The sequence below is a fragment of the Flavobacterium aciduliphilum genome, assembly GCF_003268855.1.
Taxonomy (GTDB): Bacteria; Bacteroidota; Bacteroidia; order Flavobacteriales; family Flavobacteriaceae; genus Flavobacterium; species Flavobacterium aciduliphilum.
In genome coordinates this window covers 162,998-180,385 of record NZ_QLSZ01000004.1, presented here as the reverse complement: position 1 = coordinate 180,385, position 17,388 = coordinate 162,998, and the positions used below count along the sequence as shown (strand labels likewise).

Here is a 17,388-nt window from a genome sequence, read left to right as displayed (position 1 = left end):
AAAGAAAATAAAATAAAACGAGCTTTTTTCAAGGGTGTTATGGATTATATAATCCCTTCGTTAAAAGGGAAAAATTTACATTTACTTCTGAATTTCTATAGTTTCTTGCCAAGGTCTAATGGTTAAATCAAAAGTAGTCTTTATTTTATCTTTGTTTAAAACACTAAAATGAGGTCTTTTCGCTGGTGTTGGATAGCTTGTCGTTGGAATAGGATGCACTGCAATTGATACATGATTGACTTCAAATATTTTTTTTGCAAAATCATACCACGAACATCTCCCTTCATTGCTAAAATTATAAATTCCGTACAAACTATTCGTTTTATTTTGATTTTTTGCTGTATGAGTAATAATGGTCAGTAATGCTTCGGCTAAATCAACGGCATGTGTTGGCGTTCCAATTTGATCATTGACTACCGAAATCGAATCTCTTTCAGTGGCTAATCGTAACATAGTTTTCATAAAATTATTAGCAAATTGCGAGAAAACCCAAGACGTTCTAATAATAAAAAAACTGTTAAAAGTTGCCTGAATGGCTTTCTCTCCGTCTAATTTAGTTTGGCCGTAAACCCCTGTGGGTTTAGTTAAATCCTCCTCTGAATAGCCCTTCTCTTGTGATTCCGGTGACAACATAGCATTTTCCCCATCAAAAACAAAATCTGTTGAAACGTGAAGTAAGATTGTATGGCTTTCTTTACAAATTTCTGCTAGGTTTTTTGTCCCCACAACATTAATCAAGTGTGCTTTTTCAGGTTCGCTTTCCGCTTTATCAACAGCTGTGTAGGCCGCAGCATTTATACAATAATTTGGAGTATATTGTTCGAAAAGTTGCCTACATTGATCAATGTTAGTAATGTCTAAATCAGATAATGAACAAAATACAAAATCTATTTCAGTATACTTCCTTGAAATAGATTGTATTGCTTGTCCTAATTGTCCGTTAGCGCCCGTGACTAAAACTACCATACTTTTTTTGAATTTGGGAAGGAAGGAAGTACTTTGTCTTTTTCAGAAATAATGAGATTATCTAGTTCGAATTTCCAATCGATATTGAGTTGAGAATCATTGAAGATAATTCCTCCTTCACTTTCTTTATTGTAAAAATTATCACATTTGTAGAAAAATATTGCGGTTTCACTTAACACTAAAAAACCATGAGCAAATCCTCTGGGTATAAAAAATTGCTTTTGATTTTCTCCCGACAATACAATCGATTCATATTGCCCATACGTTTCAGATTTTGGTCGAATGTCTACAGCTACATCCAAAACTTCTCCTTGAAGAACTCGGACTAATTTGGCCTGAGCATGGGTGCCACATTGATAATGTAATCCTCTCAAAACTCCTTTTGAAGAATACGATTGATTATCTTGAACAAAATGAATACGTTCTCCTATTCCATTATAAAAAGTGTTTTCATTAAAACTTTCCATGAAACACCCTCGATCATCATGAATTATTTTAGGCTCAATAATGAAACATCCTTTTAACTTAGTTTCTGTAAATTTCATATTACTCTACTAAAATACTCATCAAATGAACTCCATAACCACTTTTTAACAAAGGGGTAGCTAGCTCTTTGAGTTGTGCTGCATTAATGAATCCCATTTTGTAAGCAGCTTCTTCAATAGAACCAATTTTCAAGCCTTGTCGCTCTTCTATGACTTGAACAAATTGACCGGCTTGCATCAAAGATTGAAACGTTCCTGTGTCCAACCAAGCCGTGCCTCTATCAAGAATACTTACTTTCAACTTCCCTCTTTTAAGATATTCTTTATTTACATCTGTAATTTCTAATTCTCCTCGAGTACTTGGAGCTATATTGGCAGCAATTTCAATAACCGAATTGTCATAGAAATAGATACCCGGTACTGCAAAGTTAGATTTAGGTTTTTCTGGTTTTTCTTCAATAGAAAGGACATTTCCTTCTTTATCAAAATCGACCACACCATAACGCTCTGGGTCAAGAACATGATATGCATATATAATACCTCCGTCAGGGTTTTTATTGGCTTTCAGTAATTCGGCTAATCCTGTTCCATAAAAGATGTTATCTCCAAGAATTAGGGCAACTTTATCATTGCCAACAAATTCTTTACCAATAATAAAAGCTTCAGCCAATCCGTTAGGATGATCTTGAACCGCATATTCAAATCGGCAACCGTATTTCTTTCCATCGCCTAACAACTGCCTAAACAAAGTTAAATCGTGCGGTGTTGAAATGATTAATATTTCGTTAATCCCTGCCCACATCAAAGTAGAGAGCGGGTAGTAAATCATGGGTTTGTCGTAAATTGGCATTAATTGTTTGCTTACTGCCAATGTCAAGGGGTGAAGTCTTGTACCCGAACCTCCAGCTAGTATAATGCCTTTCATGAGATATTTTTTGATTTTTTATTTAGATATATAATATAATTACCACATAAAAATAGTAAAACAAACAATAGTGGTAAAATAAATTTTAATTTATTAGATATACCTCTATTATTTGTTTGATTATATACAATCGTATTATCTCTTATTATTTTATTTTTTGTAATCAAATTTTCTTTATCGTACTCTACTCTTTTGATTAATTCGTTTTTTTGATTAATCAAATTATTTAGTTCACTATTTTCGTTCTTAAACATTACACTAGCATTACCTCTAGAAATACTAATTGTATAGCTTTGAATTAAATCATTTATTTGCTTTATTGTTGAATCATTTTTAGAAATTCGTTCCTTAATGTTTTTAATATTTAAATGAAGAATACTATCAAAATATGTATCTCTATTTAAATATTGTATTACTGATTTAATATCTTTTTCTTCTACTTTAGATTTTGAAAAAATATTAATTTTTTGATAATAATAATTTTTACTTGTAACCTGATCTTTAATTATCTTATTAATGTCTCCTGTTTCAGACATTAATTTTAGCATTTCAAAATTTTGAGAATTTTGGGCATTATTTGCTACTGCTTGATTATTTACAAATGCGTAAACATCAATTATAGGCTCAACTTCTATTTTAATAAACTTTTTGTAGTTTGAAATTGGCAATTCTTTTTTTGTCTGATTTAGTTGAGAATTTAATAAATCAACTTTCGAGTATAAATAATCGTTACTTGTAAAATTTGTATTAACAACTACCTCTGACAGATACGATTTAGCATAATTGTCAGCTATCACTCCTAAGGTTATTCCTAAAACAATAAGAAATAGAAATTTATAAATATTCTTTTTAAAGAAAAGAAACGTATTTAATATTGATTTACTAATTGCATTTGAAATCGACCTCTTTAACATTCCCAAATCTATTTCTTCAGAAATATTATTATGTTGTTGTTCTGTATTCATAATCTATTTGATGTTAAAAATTTGTTCTAAAATTTTAATGGTAATTAAGTATGTAGGTTTCACTCCTGTTGTTCCTAACCCACCTGAAGCTAATGTACTTCCCGTTTCTAAGGGATTATCAGAAGCATAGTAGGCGTATCGGACTTTTACATTTGGATTGATGCTTTTTCTAATTTTTGAGGCAGATTGTATCGCTTTTTGATAATAAGCTCCTTCCATTTCAAGACCTATAGCTCCCCATGTCGATTCATGAAAGAACTTCAATAAATCTTTATTCTGAAGTGAGGTTCCTAAAACAGTTACCATTGGTCCAGCAAAAACAGGAATGTCATTTCCTTCAAAAAGTTTTGCAGTTAATTCATTTTCAAAAGGATAATTATCGGCAGTTCCTTCATTAATGTGTGCGTTAGGAATCATAATATCTCCTTTCCCGCCTTGTAGGATTCCTGCTTTTCCCATGATTGACACAGATTCTACATTTAAAAACAACTGATTACTTCCTTTTTTATATGGTTTTAACAACTCGTCTATTGTTTCATAAGCTTGTTCTCCAAACGCATAATCCATTACGATAATAACTGGTTTTTCTTTTCCTAAATTAGCCTTTGGAAAACCTGTTTTTGACCAATCTATTTTAGCAGTGTCAAAAATTTGAACATCAATGTTGGTTCCTGATTGGTCTAAAAGCGAAATCATTCCTGATTTTAAAGCTAATTCTTCCACTTTTGCTCTCAAATCTTTATTTCCAGAAGCACTTAAATCTTCATAGATTTGATACTCAGACTTGCCTTTATACTTGGAAGCCAACACTCCATGTGCAAAAATAGAGTTCATAACCGAGTGCATGTTGGCACTAATAATGTGAATTGGTCTTCCTAATAGATTGTTTTGGTTTAATACTTCTTTAATCGTATTTGCCCAAATTTCTCCATGTATATGATGCCCCAATCGCTCTCTTAATATGGGACTAAAAGTAATTGTTCTTTTGTTATTGTCTATTACTTCCTCGATAGCTAGTTTGCCCAACCAATAAATCACATGTAAAAAACGATCTGGTTTTTCAGCGGTTCCAAAAGCATTATAAATATCTATAACTTCAGCAAAAGTTCTTCCTAATACATTAGCAGCATGGGAAATGGCTTTCTCTTTTTCAATTTGTGTTAGTTTTTTTGGCTGTAACGCTGCTTGTTCTAATTTCTGCCAATCACGAGAAATTCGACCCTCATCATCAATCAAAACTCTATCTTTAATTTTATGAGATTCTATAAAAATAAAAGTTAAATGTGTCAAAATATCGTATATATCCGATCGCCCTCGTGTGATTTCTACATTCATTTGTTCTTCATCAATTCGGTAGCAATTTCTTCTTCTTTTTGGAGGAATTATGGCTTTAAAATGAGATTTTGAATAGCCTTCATCCGAGGTTAAATTGATGTAACGGCATTCTTCAATGCCAATAGGAAGTCGTTCTATCACATAAAGTAAACCGTTAAGTTCTACTTTTTCTTCTGCAATACTTCCGTAAATTTCTGGTCGAAGCGCTAATAATGCTTCTCTTAAAGTATCTCCTGAAACACCCATTGGTTTATAAAAACCTCTGTTAAATAAATGTCTCATGGTAATGTACAATCGTTCGATAGCTGCCGACGATTCTTGCGCTCTAGAACGCGAAATGTTTTTAATTTCTTTCATCTGTTTTTGTTAATTCTTTTTCATTTGCCAGAGGTTATTCTAATCTAAATTTCTTTGTGATACAAATTACTTTTCCGACTCATTTCATTCTATGTTATTTTAGAACTTGCAAATATACTGATTTTATAGTTTAATTGGTTAAGATTAAATTTATAGCGGGTTCATTAACCATCCGCTTCATAGAGATTCCATTACTATCATGCAAAATGTCTTTATTCCATTTTCCACCTGAAAAAGAGAATATACATTCACGTTCCTCAAAATTATACAACACAAATGGATAGTAATTTTTTTTAATTTTTGTAGTATTCGAATTATAATCTGTTATTGTTGTTTCTACTTTATTTTTCTCTATAATCAATTTTTCAAAACCTACAAAAAGCCCCTTTTTAGGCATTAGTAAATTAAAACCTGAAATATCAAAAACATTTTTATTCACACCTTTTTTTACAGTAGTAATAAAGTCTTTTTTTAGCAATTCCTCCCCAGGATAGCCATTACTATCGACACTGTAAAAATGGATTTTTATGGTAGCATCGTCTATTTTACTATCGGTTTCAACGGTAACTTGCCTGATGTTTCTCGTTTTTTTATACTTTGTGAGGTATGGAAAAAATTTCACGTCTATTCTTGGTCCGTTATCAAAAGCTTGATAAATAGGTGTCTTAGATTTACCAATTTCTATAACTCTTGTCTCTAATTTTTTTGTGACTACCACTTCTTCGATTTCATAGGCTTGAGGATTCAATAGGACTTCGTTCGCACTTGAAGCGGTCATCTTTTTTTTATGATAGCCCAGGGCAGAAAAAACAAGTTTTTTAGTAGAATCTGTAGAAATGGAAAAAGTCCCGTCTTCTTCCGAACTCACGCCCACATTTTCGTTTTCAACCCATATATTGGCGTAGAAAATTGGTTTTCTTGTTAAACTATCCTTCACAATACCTTTTATTTGTGAAAAAGTCCATTGAGACATTATAACTAAAAGCAGAGTCAGTTTATTGGATATCATCGTTTTTCTTAAAAAAATCTACAATGGTTCTATCGTTAGATAATCGTGGTACCTTATTTTGTCCACCCAATTTTCCTATCGATTTCATATACCCTTGAAAGCCGTTTTTTGGAACTTTAGTAATCACCAAGGTTCGTAATACTTTGCCCACAATCAAATCATCATAGTATACGTTTTGCTTTCGCATGGCTACATCGATAGCTAATGCAAAGTCTTCCATATTATTGGGTTCGTTTTCAAATTCAATGAACCATTCATGATACGGTAATCCCGATCGTGGTGCGATTTGTGGAGCCACAGTAAATTCGTTCACACGAATATCAGTATGTTCCATAGCTTCTTGTAAAGCGCTTTCCACTTCTTTTCCAATAACGTGCTCACCAAAAGCGGAAATATAATGTTTGATACGACCCGATACAATTACGCGATACGGTTTCAAACTTGTAAATTGAATGGTATCGCCGATATTGTAGGCCCAAAGTCCAGCATTGGTAGAAATTATCAACACATAATTAACGCCTAATTCTACTTCACTAATCGTGTGTCGCTTAGGATTATCCATGACAAAATCTTCTGCTTTGATAAATTCATAGAACATTCCAGCATTCAATAGCAACAACATTCCCTTTTCCTTTTGAGAATCTTGATACGCAAAAAAACCTTCCGATGCTGGAAATAGTTCAATAGTATCTACTTTTCTTCCAATAAGATTTTCAAATGTAGCACGATACGGCTCATAATTCACGCCACCATAAATGAATAAATTGAAGTTTTTGAAAATCTCACCCACGGGTTTTTGTGCTTTTTGTTGAAGCTTCTCAAAATACATTTGCACCCAAGATGGAATTCCAGAAATGACCGCCATATCTTCTTTAATCGTTTCCTCAACAATGGCATTTACTTTGGATTCCCAATCGTCAATACAATTGGTTTTCCAGCTAGGCATGCGGTTTTTTTGCAAATATTTCGGAACATAATGCGCTACAATTCCCGAGAGACGCCCTAGTTTGATGCCGTTTTTTTCTTCAAAAATTGGACTTCCTTGCAAGAAAATCATTTTGCTCTCTACAAAATCAGCTTTACCCGTTTCGTGAATATAACTCAAGATAGCGTTTCGAGCGGCTTCAATATGAAATGGCATCGATTGTTTAGTGAGCGGAATGTATTTGGCTCCCGAAGTGGTTCCTGATGTTTTAGCAAAATAAATCGGTTTTCCTTTCCAAAGAATGTTTTCTTCACCTTGTACGATTCGGTCAATATAATAGCGTAATCCTTCATAGTCTCTAATGGGAACTCGTTGGGCAAAATCTTGAGTGGTTTTGATGTTGGTAAAATCATGATCTTTTCCAAATTGGGTGTTTTTTGCACTACGGATTAAATCTCGAAATACTTTTTGCTGAGTTTCAATAGGCTGGGAAGCCCATTTTTGAGTTTTGTTGTGAATATAATTAGCGACTATTTTGGCAGCAAATGATTTAATAGACATGGTTCTATTTTCTATTTTCTTTTCTCTTTTTTCTTTTCTTTAATCTCCTTAGCTTTTTTCTCTTCTTCAGCAACCTGTTGGCGAAGTTTTAATTCCGATTCGGTTGCGGTCAATTGCAAATCGGGTAGCGTATCTTCTTTAATGGCTAAAATAGAATCTTTATTAACTTTAGCATATTGTAAATTTCCATTTAACACTTTTTTAATCGATTCGAGATAGAGTTCGTTTTTCTTAATAGCAAACTCAAGAGAATCCGATTTTAGAGCCAATTCGGTAGCATCCTTTTTAAGTTTGGTTGATGTATATCCTGGAATGTATTCTCGTAAAGGTGTAAAAGCGATGATATAGGTTGTTACAAAAATTATCAAGATTGCCCCAAGCGAGGCCACCACAAAAACATTCATGAGTGTTAATCGTAAAGAAAAAAGCTCTTCAAAGGTGTCTTCGTTTAATATAACCAAACGGTTTTTGGTAAATAATTTTTTCTTTAATAATTGTTTTCTATGGCGTTTTTCAGGCATGGCTTTGTTAATTACACAAATATAAAAATTTGTTCTTATTTCTTTATTTTATTTTTAACGTTCTTTAATACAATTTATTTTTTACCTTTGCCCATTATTATCATTAATATTTGAAATTATGAACTTTTTAACTATATTTTTAGAGCTTACTCCTGGGCATATCTTTTTTATTTTAGCCATTGTTTTATTACTTTTTGGAGGTAAAAAAATTCCAGAATTGATGAAAGGATTGGGAACTGGTGTGAAAGAATTCAAAAAAGCTGCTCAAGAAGATCAACAACCTGCTAATTCTAAAAAAGAAGAAGAAACTAAAGAATAAGTTTTCTTTAAATTACAATTTTAAAATTCCAAATCCCAAGCTATATTGTTTGGAGTTTGGAATTTTCTTTTTTGGATTTTTAAAGTATCATCGTCAACTGAATTCGTTTTCGGTCTTCGTCCACCTCAACGACTTTGACTTGAACGTGTTGGTGGAGTTTCACTACTTCATTAACATCGGAAACAAAACCGGCTTTGAGTTGGGAAATGTGCACTAAACCACTTTCTTTAACACCAATGTCCACAAAACAACCAAAAGCTGTAATGTTGTTTACAATTCCAGGAAGAATCATTCCGGCACGAACATCTTGTATTGTTTTTACATTTGGGTCAAACTCAAAAACTTTAGCCGCTTTTCTTGGATCCAATCCTGGTTTTACTAACTCTTTCAGAATATCTTTGATTCCTAGAATTCCAATCGTTTCATTGGTATATTTTTCAGGTTGGATTAAAGCAATTTTTTCTTTGTTAGCAATTAATTCGTTAACCGAAATCTTCAAATCTTTTGCCATTTTTTCAACAATAGGATAGGCTTCAGGATGCACTGCCGAATTATCCAAAGGATTTTTACCGTTGTGAATTCGAACGAAAGCCGCCGCTTGTTGAAAGGCTTTTTCACCCAAACGTGGTACTTTTTTAATTTGTTTTCTATCATCAAACGGGCCATTTTCTGAACGATAGGCTACAATATTTTCGGCCATCTTCTCTCCTATTCCACTCACATAACCCAACAACGATTTGCTAGCGGTATTAATGTTGATTCCAACCGAATTCACACATCGAATGACTGTGTTGTCTAATTCTTCTTTCAACTTGGTTTGATCTACATCGTGTTGGTACTGCCCTACTCCTATTGATTTTGGATCAATTTTTACCAACTCTGCCAATGGGTCAGAAAGGCGTCTTCCGATAGAAACCGAACCACGAACCGTTACATCATAATTGGGAAATTCTTCTCTGGCAATTTTACTCGCCGAATAGACCGATGCGCCGGCTTCGGAAACCACAAAAACCTGAACAGGTTTGTCAAAAGCAATTTTTTTGATAAAAAATTCGGTTTCGCGACTGGCGGTACCGTTACCAATAGAAATAGCTTCAATGTTGTAAGCATTCACCATCGATTTGATTTTTTTCATCGCCATGGCGGTTTCATTTTGCGGGGGATGCGGATAAATCGTTTCGTTGTACAACAAATCGCCCTTTTCATCCAAACAAACCACTTTACAGCCGCTTCGATAACCGGGGTCGATGGCTAAAATTCGTTTTTCTCCTAGAGGTGGCGCCAACAATAACTGGCTAAAATTTCCAGCAAAAACCTCAATGGCTTTACTATCGGCTTTAGCTTTGGCTTCTTGCAAGGTTTCATTTGAAATAGCAGGTTCAAGTAATCGCTTATAGCTATCTTTTATGGCCAATTCGATATGTTCGGTTGTATCATTATTCGATTTTATAATTTCATTTTCTATAAAATCAATGGCTTCGTGTTCTTCGATGTCCACATTTAATTTGATGAATCCTTCATTTTCTGCTCGAAGCATCGCTAGTAGTCGATGTGATGGCGCTTTAGCAATAGGTTCTGCCCAATCGAAATACTGCTTATACTTTTGTGCTTCCTCTTCCTCTTGTTTTTTCTTCACTACTTTGGTTGCAACCACCGCTTTACGTTGAAACATTCTACGAAGGTTTTTACGAATGTAAATGTTTTCATTAATCCATTCGGCAATAATATCTCGAGCACCTTGCAAAGCCTCGTCTTCATTTTTTACTTTATCATTAATATATTGCGTTGAAAGATATTCGACATCTTCATTACGTTGACTAAAAATAATTTTAGCTAAAGGTTCCAATCCGTTTTCACGCGCTACATCGGCACGTGTTTTTTTCTTCTTTTTATAAGGCAAATACAAATCCTCAATTTCTTGTAGATCGAAACTTTTTTCAATTTTAGATTGCAACTCTGAAGTCAATTGCCCTTGTTCCACAATAGATTTTAAAACACTTTCTTTTCGTTTTACGATTTCGTCAAACTGTTTAGAAAGTTTAGCAATTTGCTCTATGATTACCTCATCCAGATTTCCTGTTTGGTCTTTTCGATATCTGGAAATAAACGGAATGGTACAATCTTCGTTTAAAAGTGCAATCGTGTTTTCAATTCCTTTAATAGGAACATTAATTTGGTTTTGAATGAAATTTATGTTGGTCATTGGTAGTGTTATCAGTCTTGAACAATAGTGTCTTTAGAATCTTCTTCTTTTTTAAATTCGGGTTGGATGTTGATGTGGTTGATATGAAATTGATCAAACAAAACGTGTTCTATTTGTTCTAAAAGTTTGTTGAATTCACTCATGTTAATATTTTGGGAACAATCGAGATGGGCTTCTAAATGCAATTCCTCGTCATTTAAATTCCAAACATGAATATGGTGTAACTTTTTTACACCAGGAATTTTATGTACTTCCTTTACCAGTTCCTTGATGTCAATACTTTCGGGGGTAAAAAGCATCAACATTTTGGTAGATTGAATTAGAAGTTTTGATCCAACCACAATTAAATATATAGCAATTCCTATAGTCATCACGCTATCAACCCAGTACCATCCATAAAATTTCATCAATAATCCGCCTACCAAAACGGCTACTGATGCCATCATATCGGTTAACAAATGTAGATACGCCGACTTCATATTGATATTATGTTCGGCGTCTTTTTGTAAAAATAAAACCGATAAGCCATTAACTAGAATTCCAAGTACCGCCAGCCAAATTACCAATCCTGATGTAATGGGCTTAGGATAAAAAAAACGTTCCATCGCACCATATATGAGTATAAACGCGACAATCACAAGAGTTGAAGCATTGACAAAAGCAGCAATTAATTCGGCTCGTTTATAACCAAAGGTAATATTTTCGGTAGCTTTTTTTCGAGATAATTTATGAGCCAACAAGCTGAAAAGCAAAGACAAAACATCTGAAAAATTGTGCAAAGCATCGGATAATAAGGCCAAACTTCCAGAGATAATACCTCCTACTAATTGCGCAATAGTAATCACTAAATTCAAAACAATAGAATAGACTAGGTTTTTGCTTTGTACCTCGTGTTTGTGAATGTGGACGTGTGAATGATTGTGCGACATTTATGAACATTTCATTTTATCAACTCTTTTTTGGTGTCTACCTCCTTCAAATTCAGTACTTAAAAACGTATCTACAATATCAACAGCTTGTTGAATAGAAGTAAATCGCGCCGGAATGCTTATTACATTAGCATTGTTGTGTTGGCGCGCCAGCGCCGAAATTTCTTTGGTCCAACAAAGTGCGGCTCGAATTCCTTGATGTTTATTGGCTGTCATAGCTATTCCATTTCCAGAACCACAAATTACAATACCAAAATCGGCTTTTCCTGATTCGACGTCCATAGCTACTGGATGACCAAAATCAGGATAATCCACACTATCAAAAGTATCGGTTCCATGATTAAACACATCGTGTCCTTTTGAATGTAAATAATCTACAATGGCTTTTTTATAATCTGGTCCTGCGTGGTCATTCCCGATGGCGATTTTCATATTTTTATAGATATTAGTAAACTACAAATTTAGTCATTCTAACGAATCTTTTGTTTTGATTTTAGTAAAAATATAACGTGCTGATTTTCTTTAAATAAGATTTTTAAGCTCTTACGATAATTTTATATCATATTGAATATCATTGCATTGTTTTTAATTAAACTGTTAAAATTTTTAAATGTTAATTATGATTTACAATTCGTTGATATTCAGGTAACTTTAAATTAACATCTTTTGTTAACAACTTTGAAAAGAAAATTAGAAGTTTTTTTGGTTCTATGATTAGAATTTACAATCAAAAACTGTATCGAGAAAATCAAAAAAAGTTTGCGTTTTTTTTAGAAAAGTTATCAATACAAAAAAATAGTTTTTCAACAGAAAATCAAACATGAATTTATCTACAGAAAATCATTTTTTAACCTTGTTAACAACTGTTGATTATTAATAAAAATCACTTAAAAATGAAGTGGTTATTTTATATTTTAGCTGTTGATAAATTGGTATAAAAAAGAATAAGTTAAAAATCAAATTTTGAATTCTAAAGTTATGCTACAAATTAACACGCTATAATATCCATCATAAATTAATTAAAAAATTAAAGTTTCTTTTTGTTGTTTTTAGTATGTGTTGAAAACTCTTTAAATTTTTGATTTAAGATTAACAAAGTTGGATTTTCTTTTTACTTCTGATTTACTATGTCAGTTTGAGCAAAACTCTCGATCAAAAATTATTAATCTACAATTGTTAATTTTGTAATTAAATTATTTAGAATTTCTTGTACTTTTTCAAAATCGTTAGGATGTACTTTAAGTTGAATTCCTCCATAGGCGTAACTTGCCATCGGATTGACCGATATTAGATTTTCATTTTGAAATAAAAATGGAATATGCTCATGTTCTAAAATCGATTTTAAAACAATGATTTCATGAGGAAAGTTGAAAATAGCAATGGTTTGGAATTCTGACATTCAAAACTCTTCAAAAGTTGAATTCAAATGTAAGTTTTTCTTTTAAATTTTTTTTTAAAAGTTATATTTTTGATAAATCTAACTACAAACTACAATTTACTAATTATGATTCACTAACTTTATACTTTATTAAAAATTAATTATGAGTAAAATGCCAAAAAAGTTTGGAAAAAAAGGAAAAAATTTTGAAGAGAAAATAATAAAAATACTTTCTCAAAATTCAAATAAACCTTTTAATTACAAACAACTATGTGCGAAGTTAGACATAAACGACACCAAAAATAGAAATGAAATTATAAAAAAGTTAAAGGTATTGGCTAGTCGAAAAACGATTATTGAATCGGAACCAGTAAAGTATCTTATTAAATCGCAAAGTCAAGATTATTACGAAGGAACTATAGACATGACCTCTCGAAAAACAGGTTATTTTATTTGTGAAGAACTAGAAGAAGATGTTTTTATTCCTTTTATAAACCTTAATCATGCTTTGGACGGGGATTTGGTAAAAGCTTATGTGTATAACAAAAGAAAATCTAGAAAACCAGAAGCTGAAGTTGTTGAAATTTTGGAACGTCATCGCGATGAGTTTGTAGGGGTGATTGATATTCAGAAAAATTTTGCTTTTGTATCTACAATGAACAACAAAATGTATACTGATATTTTTATTCCAAAAGGGAAGTTTTTGGATGCCGAAAATGGGGATGTCGTTTTAGTAAAAATTGAAGACTGGCCAAAAAAAGCTGATTCTCCCTTTGGAACAGTTATAAAAGTATTAGGAAAACCAGGCGAACATAATACAGAAATTCATGCTATATTAGCAGAATATGGTTTGCCATATAATTTTCCTATTGAGGTAGAAGCGTTTGCACAAAAATTAGATACCTCTATACATCCAGAAGAAATTGCTAAGCGTCGAGATATGAGGGATACGTTAACGTTTACCATCGATCCAAAAGATGCTAAAGATTTTGACGATGCTCTATCGTTTAAAGTTTTAGAAAATGGCAATTTCGAAATTGGAATTCATATCGCCGATGTATCACACTATTTACAAGAAGGGACTATTTTAGATGAAGAAGCTTATCAACGAGCAACTTCGGTCTATTTAGTTGATCGTGTTGTGCCTATGTTGCCCGAAGTATTGTCTAATTTTGCTTGTTCCCTTCGACCTAATGAAGAAAAATATACGTTTTCGGCTGTATTTGAAATAGATTCTAAAGCAACAGTGATTAACCAATGGTTTGGTAGAACGGTAATCAATTCTGATCAGCGATTTGCTTATGAAGAAGCACAAGTGATTATTGAAACTAAGTTGGCTACCATTCCTGCTGAAGTATCGTTAACCGGAAAAGAATATACTGTTTCAAATGAAATTAAGGATGCAGTTTTAAAATTAGATGAATTGGCTAAAATTCTTCGAAGAAACCGAATGAATAACGGTGCTATTTCTTTTGATAAAGTCGAAGTAAAGTTCAATTTAGATTCAGAAGGAAATCCAGAAGGAGTGTACTTTAAAGTATCTAAAGATGCCAATCATTTGATTGAAGAATTCATGCTTCTAGCAAATAGAAAAGTGGCCGAATTTATTGGAAAACAAAAGAAAACGTTTGTATATAGAATTCATGACGAACCCAATGAAGATAAGCTTTTTGCTATGCAAGCCTTGATTTCAAAATTTGGCTACAAAATTGATTTACGCGAAAAGAAAAACATTTCGAAATCAATCAACCAGTTGATGGAAGATGTGAATGGTAAAAAAGAACAAAATTTAATTGACACCTTAGCCATTCGTTCCATGAGTAAAGCGGTGTATTCTACTGAAAACATCGGTCATTATGGATTAGCATTTGATTATTATACTCATTTTACTTCCCCTATTAGAAGGTATCCCGATGTGATGGTGCATAGATTATTACAATATTATTTAGAAGGTGGAAAAAGTGTTGATACTGCCACCTACGAAGAAAAATGCGATCACTCGAGTGCTATGGAAAGTTTAGCCACTAATGCTGAACGGGATTCTATTAAATACATGCAAATCAAATTCATGCAAGACCATAAAGATGAAGAATTTTTAGGTGTGATTTCTGGAGTTACCGAATGGGGAATTTATGTCGAAATTATTGAAAATAAGTGTGAAGGCATGTGTCGAATTCGAGAAATCAAAGAAGATTATTATACTTTTGATGAAAAACAATACGCTCTTGTAGGGCAAGTTTCTAAGTCGTTGTTACAATTAGGAGATGAAGTCTATGTTAAAGTAAAAAATGCCGATTTAGTAAAAAAACAGTTGGATTTTAATTTTATTAGAAAAAACGAATAGTGTATCTATTTTTCTAAAAAGAGTATTTAAAGTTAAATAAAACTATGAAAAACAAACTATTAGTATTTTTATCTTGTCTCATTTTTTCCTTCACTAATGCACAGATTGAAAAAAAATTAGACGATTTTGATAAAGTAACTGCTTTTGATAAAATAGATGTTCTTCTTATCAAAAGTGATGAAAATAAAATACTTCTTAACGGTGCTGATGCTAATCAAGTAGAATTGGTTATTAAAAATGGTGAATTAAAAATCAGAATGCCTTTCACTAAGTTATTATCAGGTGATCACATTTCAGCTACTGTTTATTTTAAAGATATCAAAGCTGTAGAGGCAAATGAAGGTTCTAGAATTGCTAGTGAAGCGGTTTTTAAAACGTTATTTTTTGAGGTAATTGCAAAGGAAGGCGGACATGTAAAAATTAATGTTGATACGCAAAAAATAGTCGCTAAAGTAGCTAATGGGGCAGAAGTAAATATATCAGGGAATGCTATAAATCAAGATGTTGTAGTGAATTCTGGTGGTGTATACCAAGGAAAAAATTTAGTCACAAATCAATCTACGATAACAGTAAATGCTGGTGGTTCGGCGGACATTTATTCCAAAGAATTAGTAGACGCAAAAGTGAGGGCAGGGGGTACTATTCTAATTGCTGGAAAACCTAAACAAATCAATCAAAAGATCTTTGCAGGAGGAACAATCAAAGAAGTAAATTAGAAATAGTTTTAATTATTCAATTATAAATTTTAAATTGCCTTCCATTTTGATTTAAAATAATAGATGCTCAACGACATTATTTCTGCAATTCCATTAGGATTTTTTTTAAGTTTTATGATTGGTCCAGTATTTTTTGTGTTACTGGAAACTAGTGTTATTAAAGGATTTAAAGCTGCAATCATCTTTGATTTAGGTGTTGTTTTAGCTGATATGATTTTTATATTGATTGCCTATTTTAGTAGTTATCGCTTAATTCAAAGCATTAAAGACGATCCAGCTTTGTTTATTTTTGGTGGATTAGTCATGCTTACTTATGGAATCATTTCTTTTGTAAAAAATAGAAACGAATCTAAAAAAAGTGTTGACGAAGAAGATCCAAAAGAATTGGCAAAAAACAACTATTTTTCCTTATTTATTAAAGGTTTTTTCTTAAATTTTATCAATATCGGCGTTCTCGGATTTTGGTTGGCAATTTTAATAACAGTCGGACCTCAACTAGAATTGAAGGCTTCTAGAATGATTACTTTTTTCACGACACTTATTGCCACCTATTTTGTGACCGATATTTTTAAAATACTATTAGCTAAACAATTACGAAATAAATTAAATCCACACAATATTTTACTAATAAAGAAAGTTATAAGTATAGTATTAATTATTTCAGGTGTTTTTCTATTATCACAAGGGTTGTTTCCAAAAGACAAAAAAATTGTAAACTCTGCCATTGAAAAATTAGAAGAACATCGCTAATTTTAGTCATTTCGATGAAGGAGAAATCATACAATGTGATTCTTCGTGCCTCAGAATGACAAAAAAGTATAGATTATTAGACAGCTTTAATCAAGATTTTTATAAGAATTTAAAATAAAAAATCCTCTCAATTGAGAGGATTTTAAGATGAGGCATCGTCCGGATTCGAACCGGAGTACGCGGTTTTGCAGACCGATGCCTAGCCGCTCGGCCACGACGCCTTATTTCTGGACAGCAAATATACTAAAAAGTTTAAAGTGTAAAAGTTTAAAGTGTAAAAGTTTGAAAAAACTTTATTTTTTTACATTCCTACTTCCAACGTTGTACTTCATACCTAGTTTCGGTATTCTTCCATTTCAATGGTAACTGCTTCAACATCACCACCAATAGGCGGATTCAATTTTGAAACACCTAAAACAATTCTAGATACCGATGGTATTTCTTTAAAGATTCTCGTGATGATTCTATGCGCCACATGCTCTAATAATTTAGAACGAATAGCCATTTCTTCCACCACAATTCGGTTTAAAAGTACATAATCAACGGTATCATTTAAATCATCTGAAAGTGATGACTTTCGCAAATCGGTTTTTACCTCTAAATCAACACGATAATCTGAACCAATTTTTCCTTCTTCTTCCAAACAACCATGAAAGGAAAAAGTTCTTATATTTTGTAATTTAATAGTTCCCATTTTTTT

Annotated in this window: 17 protein-coding genes and 1 tRNA gene; 4 read left to right on the top strand and 14 right to left on the bottom strand. The window is 32.4% G+C overall.

What is annotated here, in order from left to right; translation table 11 throughout:
* Nucleotides 1-81 precede the first annotated feature (81 nt).
* From rfbD to CLV55_RS06190, 8 genes are all read right to left on the bottom strand, one after another.
* Nucleotides 82-966 carry a dTDP-4-dehydrorhamnose reductase gene (gene rfbD, locus CLV55_RS06225; RefSeq protein WP_112112887.1) on the bottom strand — a complete coding sequence of 295 codons (885 nt, stop codon included), beginning with the start codon at nt 964-966 and terminating at the stop codon, nt 82-84.
* Nucleotides 960-1,511, bottom strand: a complete 552-nt coding sequence (gene rfbC / locus CLV55_RS06220; protein ID WP_112112886.1) for a dTDP-4-dehydrorhamnose 3,5-epimerase — start codon at nt 1,509-1,511, stop codon at nt 960-962. Before rfbC ends, rfbD begins: the two co-directional genes overlap by 7 nt.
* Before the next feature lies 1 nt (nt 1,512).
* Nucleotides 1,513-2,376: a glucose-1-phosphate thymidylyltransferase RfbA gene (gene rfbA, locus CLV55_RS06215; protein ID WP_112112885.1), complete on the bottom strand. Its 864-nt coding sequence runs from the start codon at nt 2,374-2,376 to the stop codon at nt 1,513-1,515.
* Nucleotides 2,373-3,341 carry a hypothetical protein gene (locus CLV55_RS06210; protein ID WP_112112884.1) on the bottom strand — a complete coding sequence of 323 codons (969 nt, stop codon included), beginning with the start codon at nt 3,339-3,341 and terminating at the stop codon, nt 2,373-2,375. The genes rfbA and CLV55_RS06210 overlap by 4 nt, the downstream gene beginning before the upstream one ends.
* Before the next feature lie 3 nt (nt 3,342-3,344).
* Nucleotides 3,345-5,033: a DUF6909 family protein gene (locus CLV55_RS06205; RefSeq protein ID WP_112112883.1), complete on the bottom strand. Its 1,689-nt coding sequence runs from the start codon at nt 5,031-5,033 to the stop codon at nt 3,345-3,347.
* Between the two features lie 130 nt (nt 5,034-5,163).
* On the bottom strand, nt 5,164-6,042 hold the full coding sequence (locus CLV55_RS06200) for a carboxypeptidase-like regulatory domain-containing protein (RefSeq protein ID WP_112112882.1): 879 nt from the start codon (nt 6,040-6,042) through the stop codon (nt 5,164-5,166).
* On the bottom strand, nt 6,029-7,528 hold the full coding sequence (locus CLV55_RS06195) for a GH3 auxin-responsive promoter family protein (protein ID WP_112112881.1): 1,500 nt from the start codon (nt 7,526-7,528) through the stop codon (nt 6,029-6,031). The genes CLV55_RS06200 and CLV55_RS06195 overlap by 14 nt, the downstream gene beginning before the upstream one ends.
* Before the next feature lie 11 nt (nt 7,529-7,539).
* Nucleotides 7,540-8,049 (bottom strand): peptidase, encoded by a 510-nt coding sequence (locus CLV55_RS06190; RefSeq protein ID WP_112112880.1) that lies wholly within the window; start codon nt 8,047-8,049, stop codon nt 7,540-7,542.
* A gap of 118 nt (nt 8,050-8,167) precedes the next feature.
* On the opposite strand from CLV55_RS06190, the gene CLV55_RS06185 reads away from it, so the two are divergent.
* Complete coding sequence (locus tag CLV55_RS06185) at nt 8,168-8,368, top strand: Sec-independent protein translocase subunit TatA/TatB (protein ID WP_112112879.1); 201 nt, start codon at nt 8,168-8,170, stop codon at nt 8,366-8,368.
* 79 nt (nt 8,369-8,447) lie between these two features.
* On the opposite strand, the gene CLV55_RS06180 is transcribed toward CLV55_RS06185, so the two are convergent.
* The 4 genes from CLV55_RS06180 to CLV55_RS06165 all read right to left on the bottom strand — a co-directional run bounded on the left by CLV55_RS06180 (nt 8,448) and on the right by CLV55_RS06165 (nt 12,899).
* Complete coding sequence (locus tag CLV55_RS06180) at nt 8,448-10,571, bottom strand: Tex family protein (RefSeq protein WP_112112878.1); 2,124 nt, start codon at nt 10,569-10,571, stop codon at nt 8,448-8,450.
* A gap of 11 nt (nt 10,572-10,582) precedes the next feature.
* Entirely contained in the window at nt 10,583-11,500 is a 918-nt protein-coding gene (locus tag CLV55_RS06175) for a cation diffusion facilitator family transporter (protein WP_112112877.1), read from the bottom strand.
* Entirely contained in the window at nt 11,501-11,932 is a 432-nt protein-coding gene (gene rpiB / locus CLV55_RS06170) for a ribose 5-phosphate isomerase B (protein ID WP_112112876.1), read from the bottom strand.
* A gap of 730 nt (nt 11,933-12,662) precedes the next feature.
* Nucleotides 12,663-12,899, bottom strand: coding sequence for a DUF2007 domain-containing protein (locus CLV55_RS06165; RefSeq protein ID WP_112112875.1), 237 nt, complete (start codon nt 12,897-12,899; stop codon nt 12,663-12,665).
* A 142-nt stretch (nt 12,900-13,041) separates the two neighbouring features.
* On the opposite strand from CLV55_RS06165, the gene rnr reads away from it, so the two are divergent.
* The 3 genes from rnr (at nt 13,042) to CLV55_RS06150 (ending at nt 16,688) form a co-directional block, all read left to right on the top strand.
* The gene (gene rnr, locus CLV55_RS06160) at nt 13,042-15,222 is read left to right on the top strand and encodes a ribonuclease R (RefSeq protein WP_112112874.1); all 2,181 of its coding nucleotides are present in this window, start codon (nt 13,042-13,044) and stop codon (nt 15,220-15,222) included.
* A gap of 44 nt (nt 15,223-15,266) precedes the next feature.
* Nucleotides 15,267-15,938: a head GIN domain-containing protein gene (locus CLV55_RS06155; protein ID WP_112112873.1), complete on the top strand. Its 672-nt coding sequence runs from the start codon at nt 15,267-15,269 to the stop codon at nt 15,936-15,938.
* Between the two features lie 63 nt (nt 15,939-16,001).
* A complete protein-coding gene (locus CLV55_RS06150) occupies nt 16,002-16,688 on the top strand; it encodes a LysE family translocator (RefSeq protein ID WP_112112872.1) in 687 nt (228 codons plus the stop codon).
* A 150-nt stretch (nt 16,689-16,838) separates the two neighbouring features.
* Here the strand turns inward: CLV55_RS06150 and CLV55_RS06145 are convergent.
* Nucleotides 16,839-16,909, bottom strand: a tRNA-Cys gene (locus CLV55_RS06145).
* A gap of 113 nt (nt 16,910-17,022) precedes the next feature.
* The gene (gene folB, locus CLV55_RS06140) at nt 17,023-17,382 is read right to left on the bottom strand and encodes a dihydroneopterin aldolase (RefSeq protein ID WP_112112871.1); all 360 of its coding nucleotides are present in this window, start codon (nt 17,380-17,382) and stop codon (nt 17,023-17,025) included.
* Nucleotides 17,383-17,388 lie beyond the last annotated feature (6 nt).

What these genes read in the sequence shown, in the direction of transcription:
- rfbA (WP_112112885.1), bottom strand. Translation starts at nt 2,376, where the DNA reads ATGAAAGGCATTATACTAGCTGGAGGTTCGGGTACAAGACTTCACCCC.
- rpiB (WP_112112876.1), bottom strand. Translation starts at nt 11,932, where the DNA reads ATGAAAATCGCCATCGGGAATGACCACGCAGGACCAGATTATAAAAAA.
- CLV55_RS06165 (WP_112112875.1), bottom strand. Translation starts at nt 12,899, where the DNA reads ATGTCAGAATTCCAAACCATTGCTATTTTCAACTTTCCTCATGAAATC.
- CLV55_RS06180 (WP_112112878.1), bottom strand. Translation starts at nt 10,571, where the DNA reads ATGACCAACATAAATTTCATTCAAAACCAAATTAATGTTCCTATTAAA.
- CLV55_RS06175 (WP_112112877.1), bottom strand. Translation starts at nt 11,500, where the DNA reads ATGTCGCACAATCATTCACACGTCCACATTCACAAACACGAGGTACAA.
- CLV55_RS06195 (WP_112112881.1), bottom strand. Translation starts at nt 7,528, where the DNA reads ATGTCTATTAAATCATTTGCTGCCAAAATAGTCGCTAATTATATTCAC.
- rfbD (WP_112112887.1), bottom strand. Translation starts at nt 966, where the DNA reads ATGGTAGTTTTAGTCACGGGCGCTAACGGACAATTAGGACAAGCAATA.
- CLV55_RS06155 (WP_112112873.1), top strand. Translation starts at nt 15,267, where the DNA reads ATGAAAAACAAACTATTAGTATTTTTATCTTGTCTCATTTTTTCCTTC.
- folB (WP_112112871.1), bottom strand. Translation starts at nt 17,382, where the DNA reads ATGGGAACTATTAAATTACAAAATATAAGAACTTTTTCCTTTCATGGT.
- CLV55_RS06190 (WP_112112880.1), bottom strand. Translation starts at nt 8,049, where the DNA reads ATGCCTGAAAAACGCCATAGAAAACAATTATTAAAGAAAAAATTATTT.
- CLV55_RS06205 (WP_112112883.1), bottom strand. Translation starts at nt 5,033, where the DNA reads ATGAAAGAAATTAAAAACATTTCGCGTTCTAGAGCGCAAGAATCGTCG.
- CLV55_RS06200 (WP_112112882.1), bottom strand. Translation starts at nt 6,042, where the DNA reads ATGATATCCAATAAACTGACTCTGCTTTTAGTTATAATGTCTCAATGG.
- rnr (WP_112112874.1), top strand. Translation starts at nt 13,042, where the DNA reads ATGAGTAAAATGCCAAAAAAGTTTGGAAAAAAAGGAAAAAATTTTGAA.
- CLV55_RS06150 (WP_112112872.1), top strand. Translation starts at nt 16,002, where the DNA reads ATGCTCAACGACATTATTTCTGCAATTCCATTAGGATTTTTTTTAAGT.
- CLV55_RS06210 (WP_112112884.1), bottom strand. Translation starts at nt 3,341, where the DNA reads ATGAATACAGAACAACAACATAATAATATTTCTGAAGAAATAGATTTG.
- CLV55_RS06185 (WP_112112879.1), top strand. Translation starts at nt 8,168, where the DNA reads ATGAACTTTTTAACTATATTTTTAGAGCTTACTCCTGGGCATATCTTT.
- rfbC (WP_112112886.1), bottom strand. Translation starts at nt 1,511, where the DNA reads ATGAAATTTACAGAAACTAAGTTAAAAGGATGTTTCATTATTGAGCCT.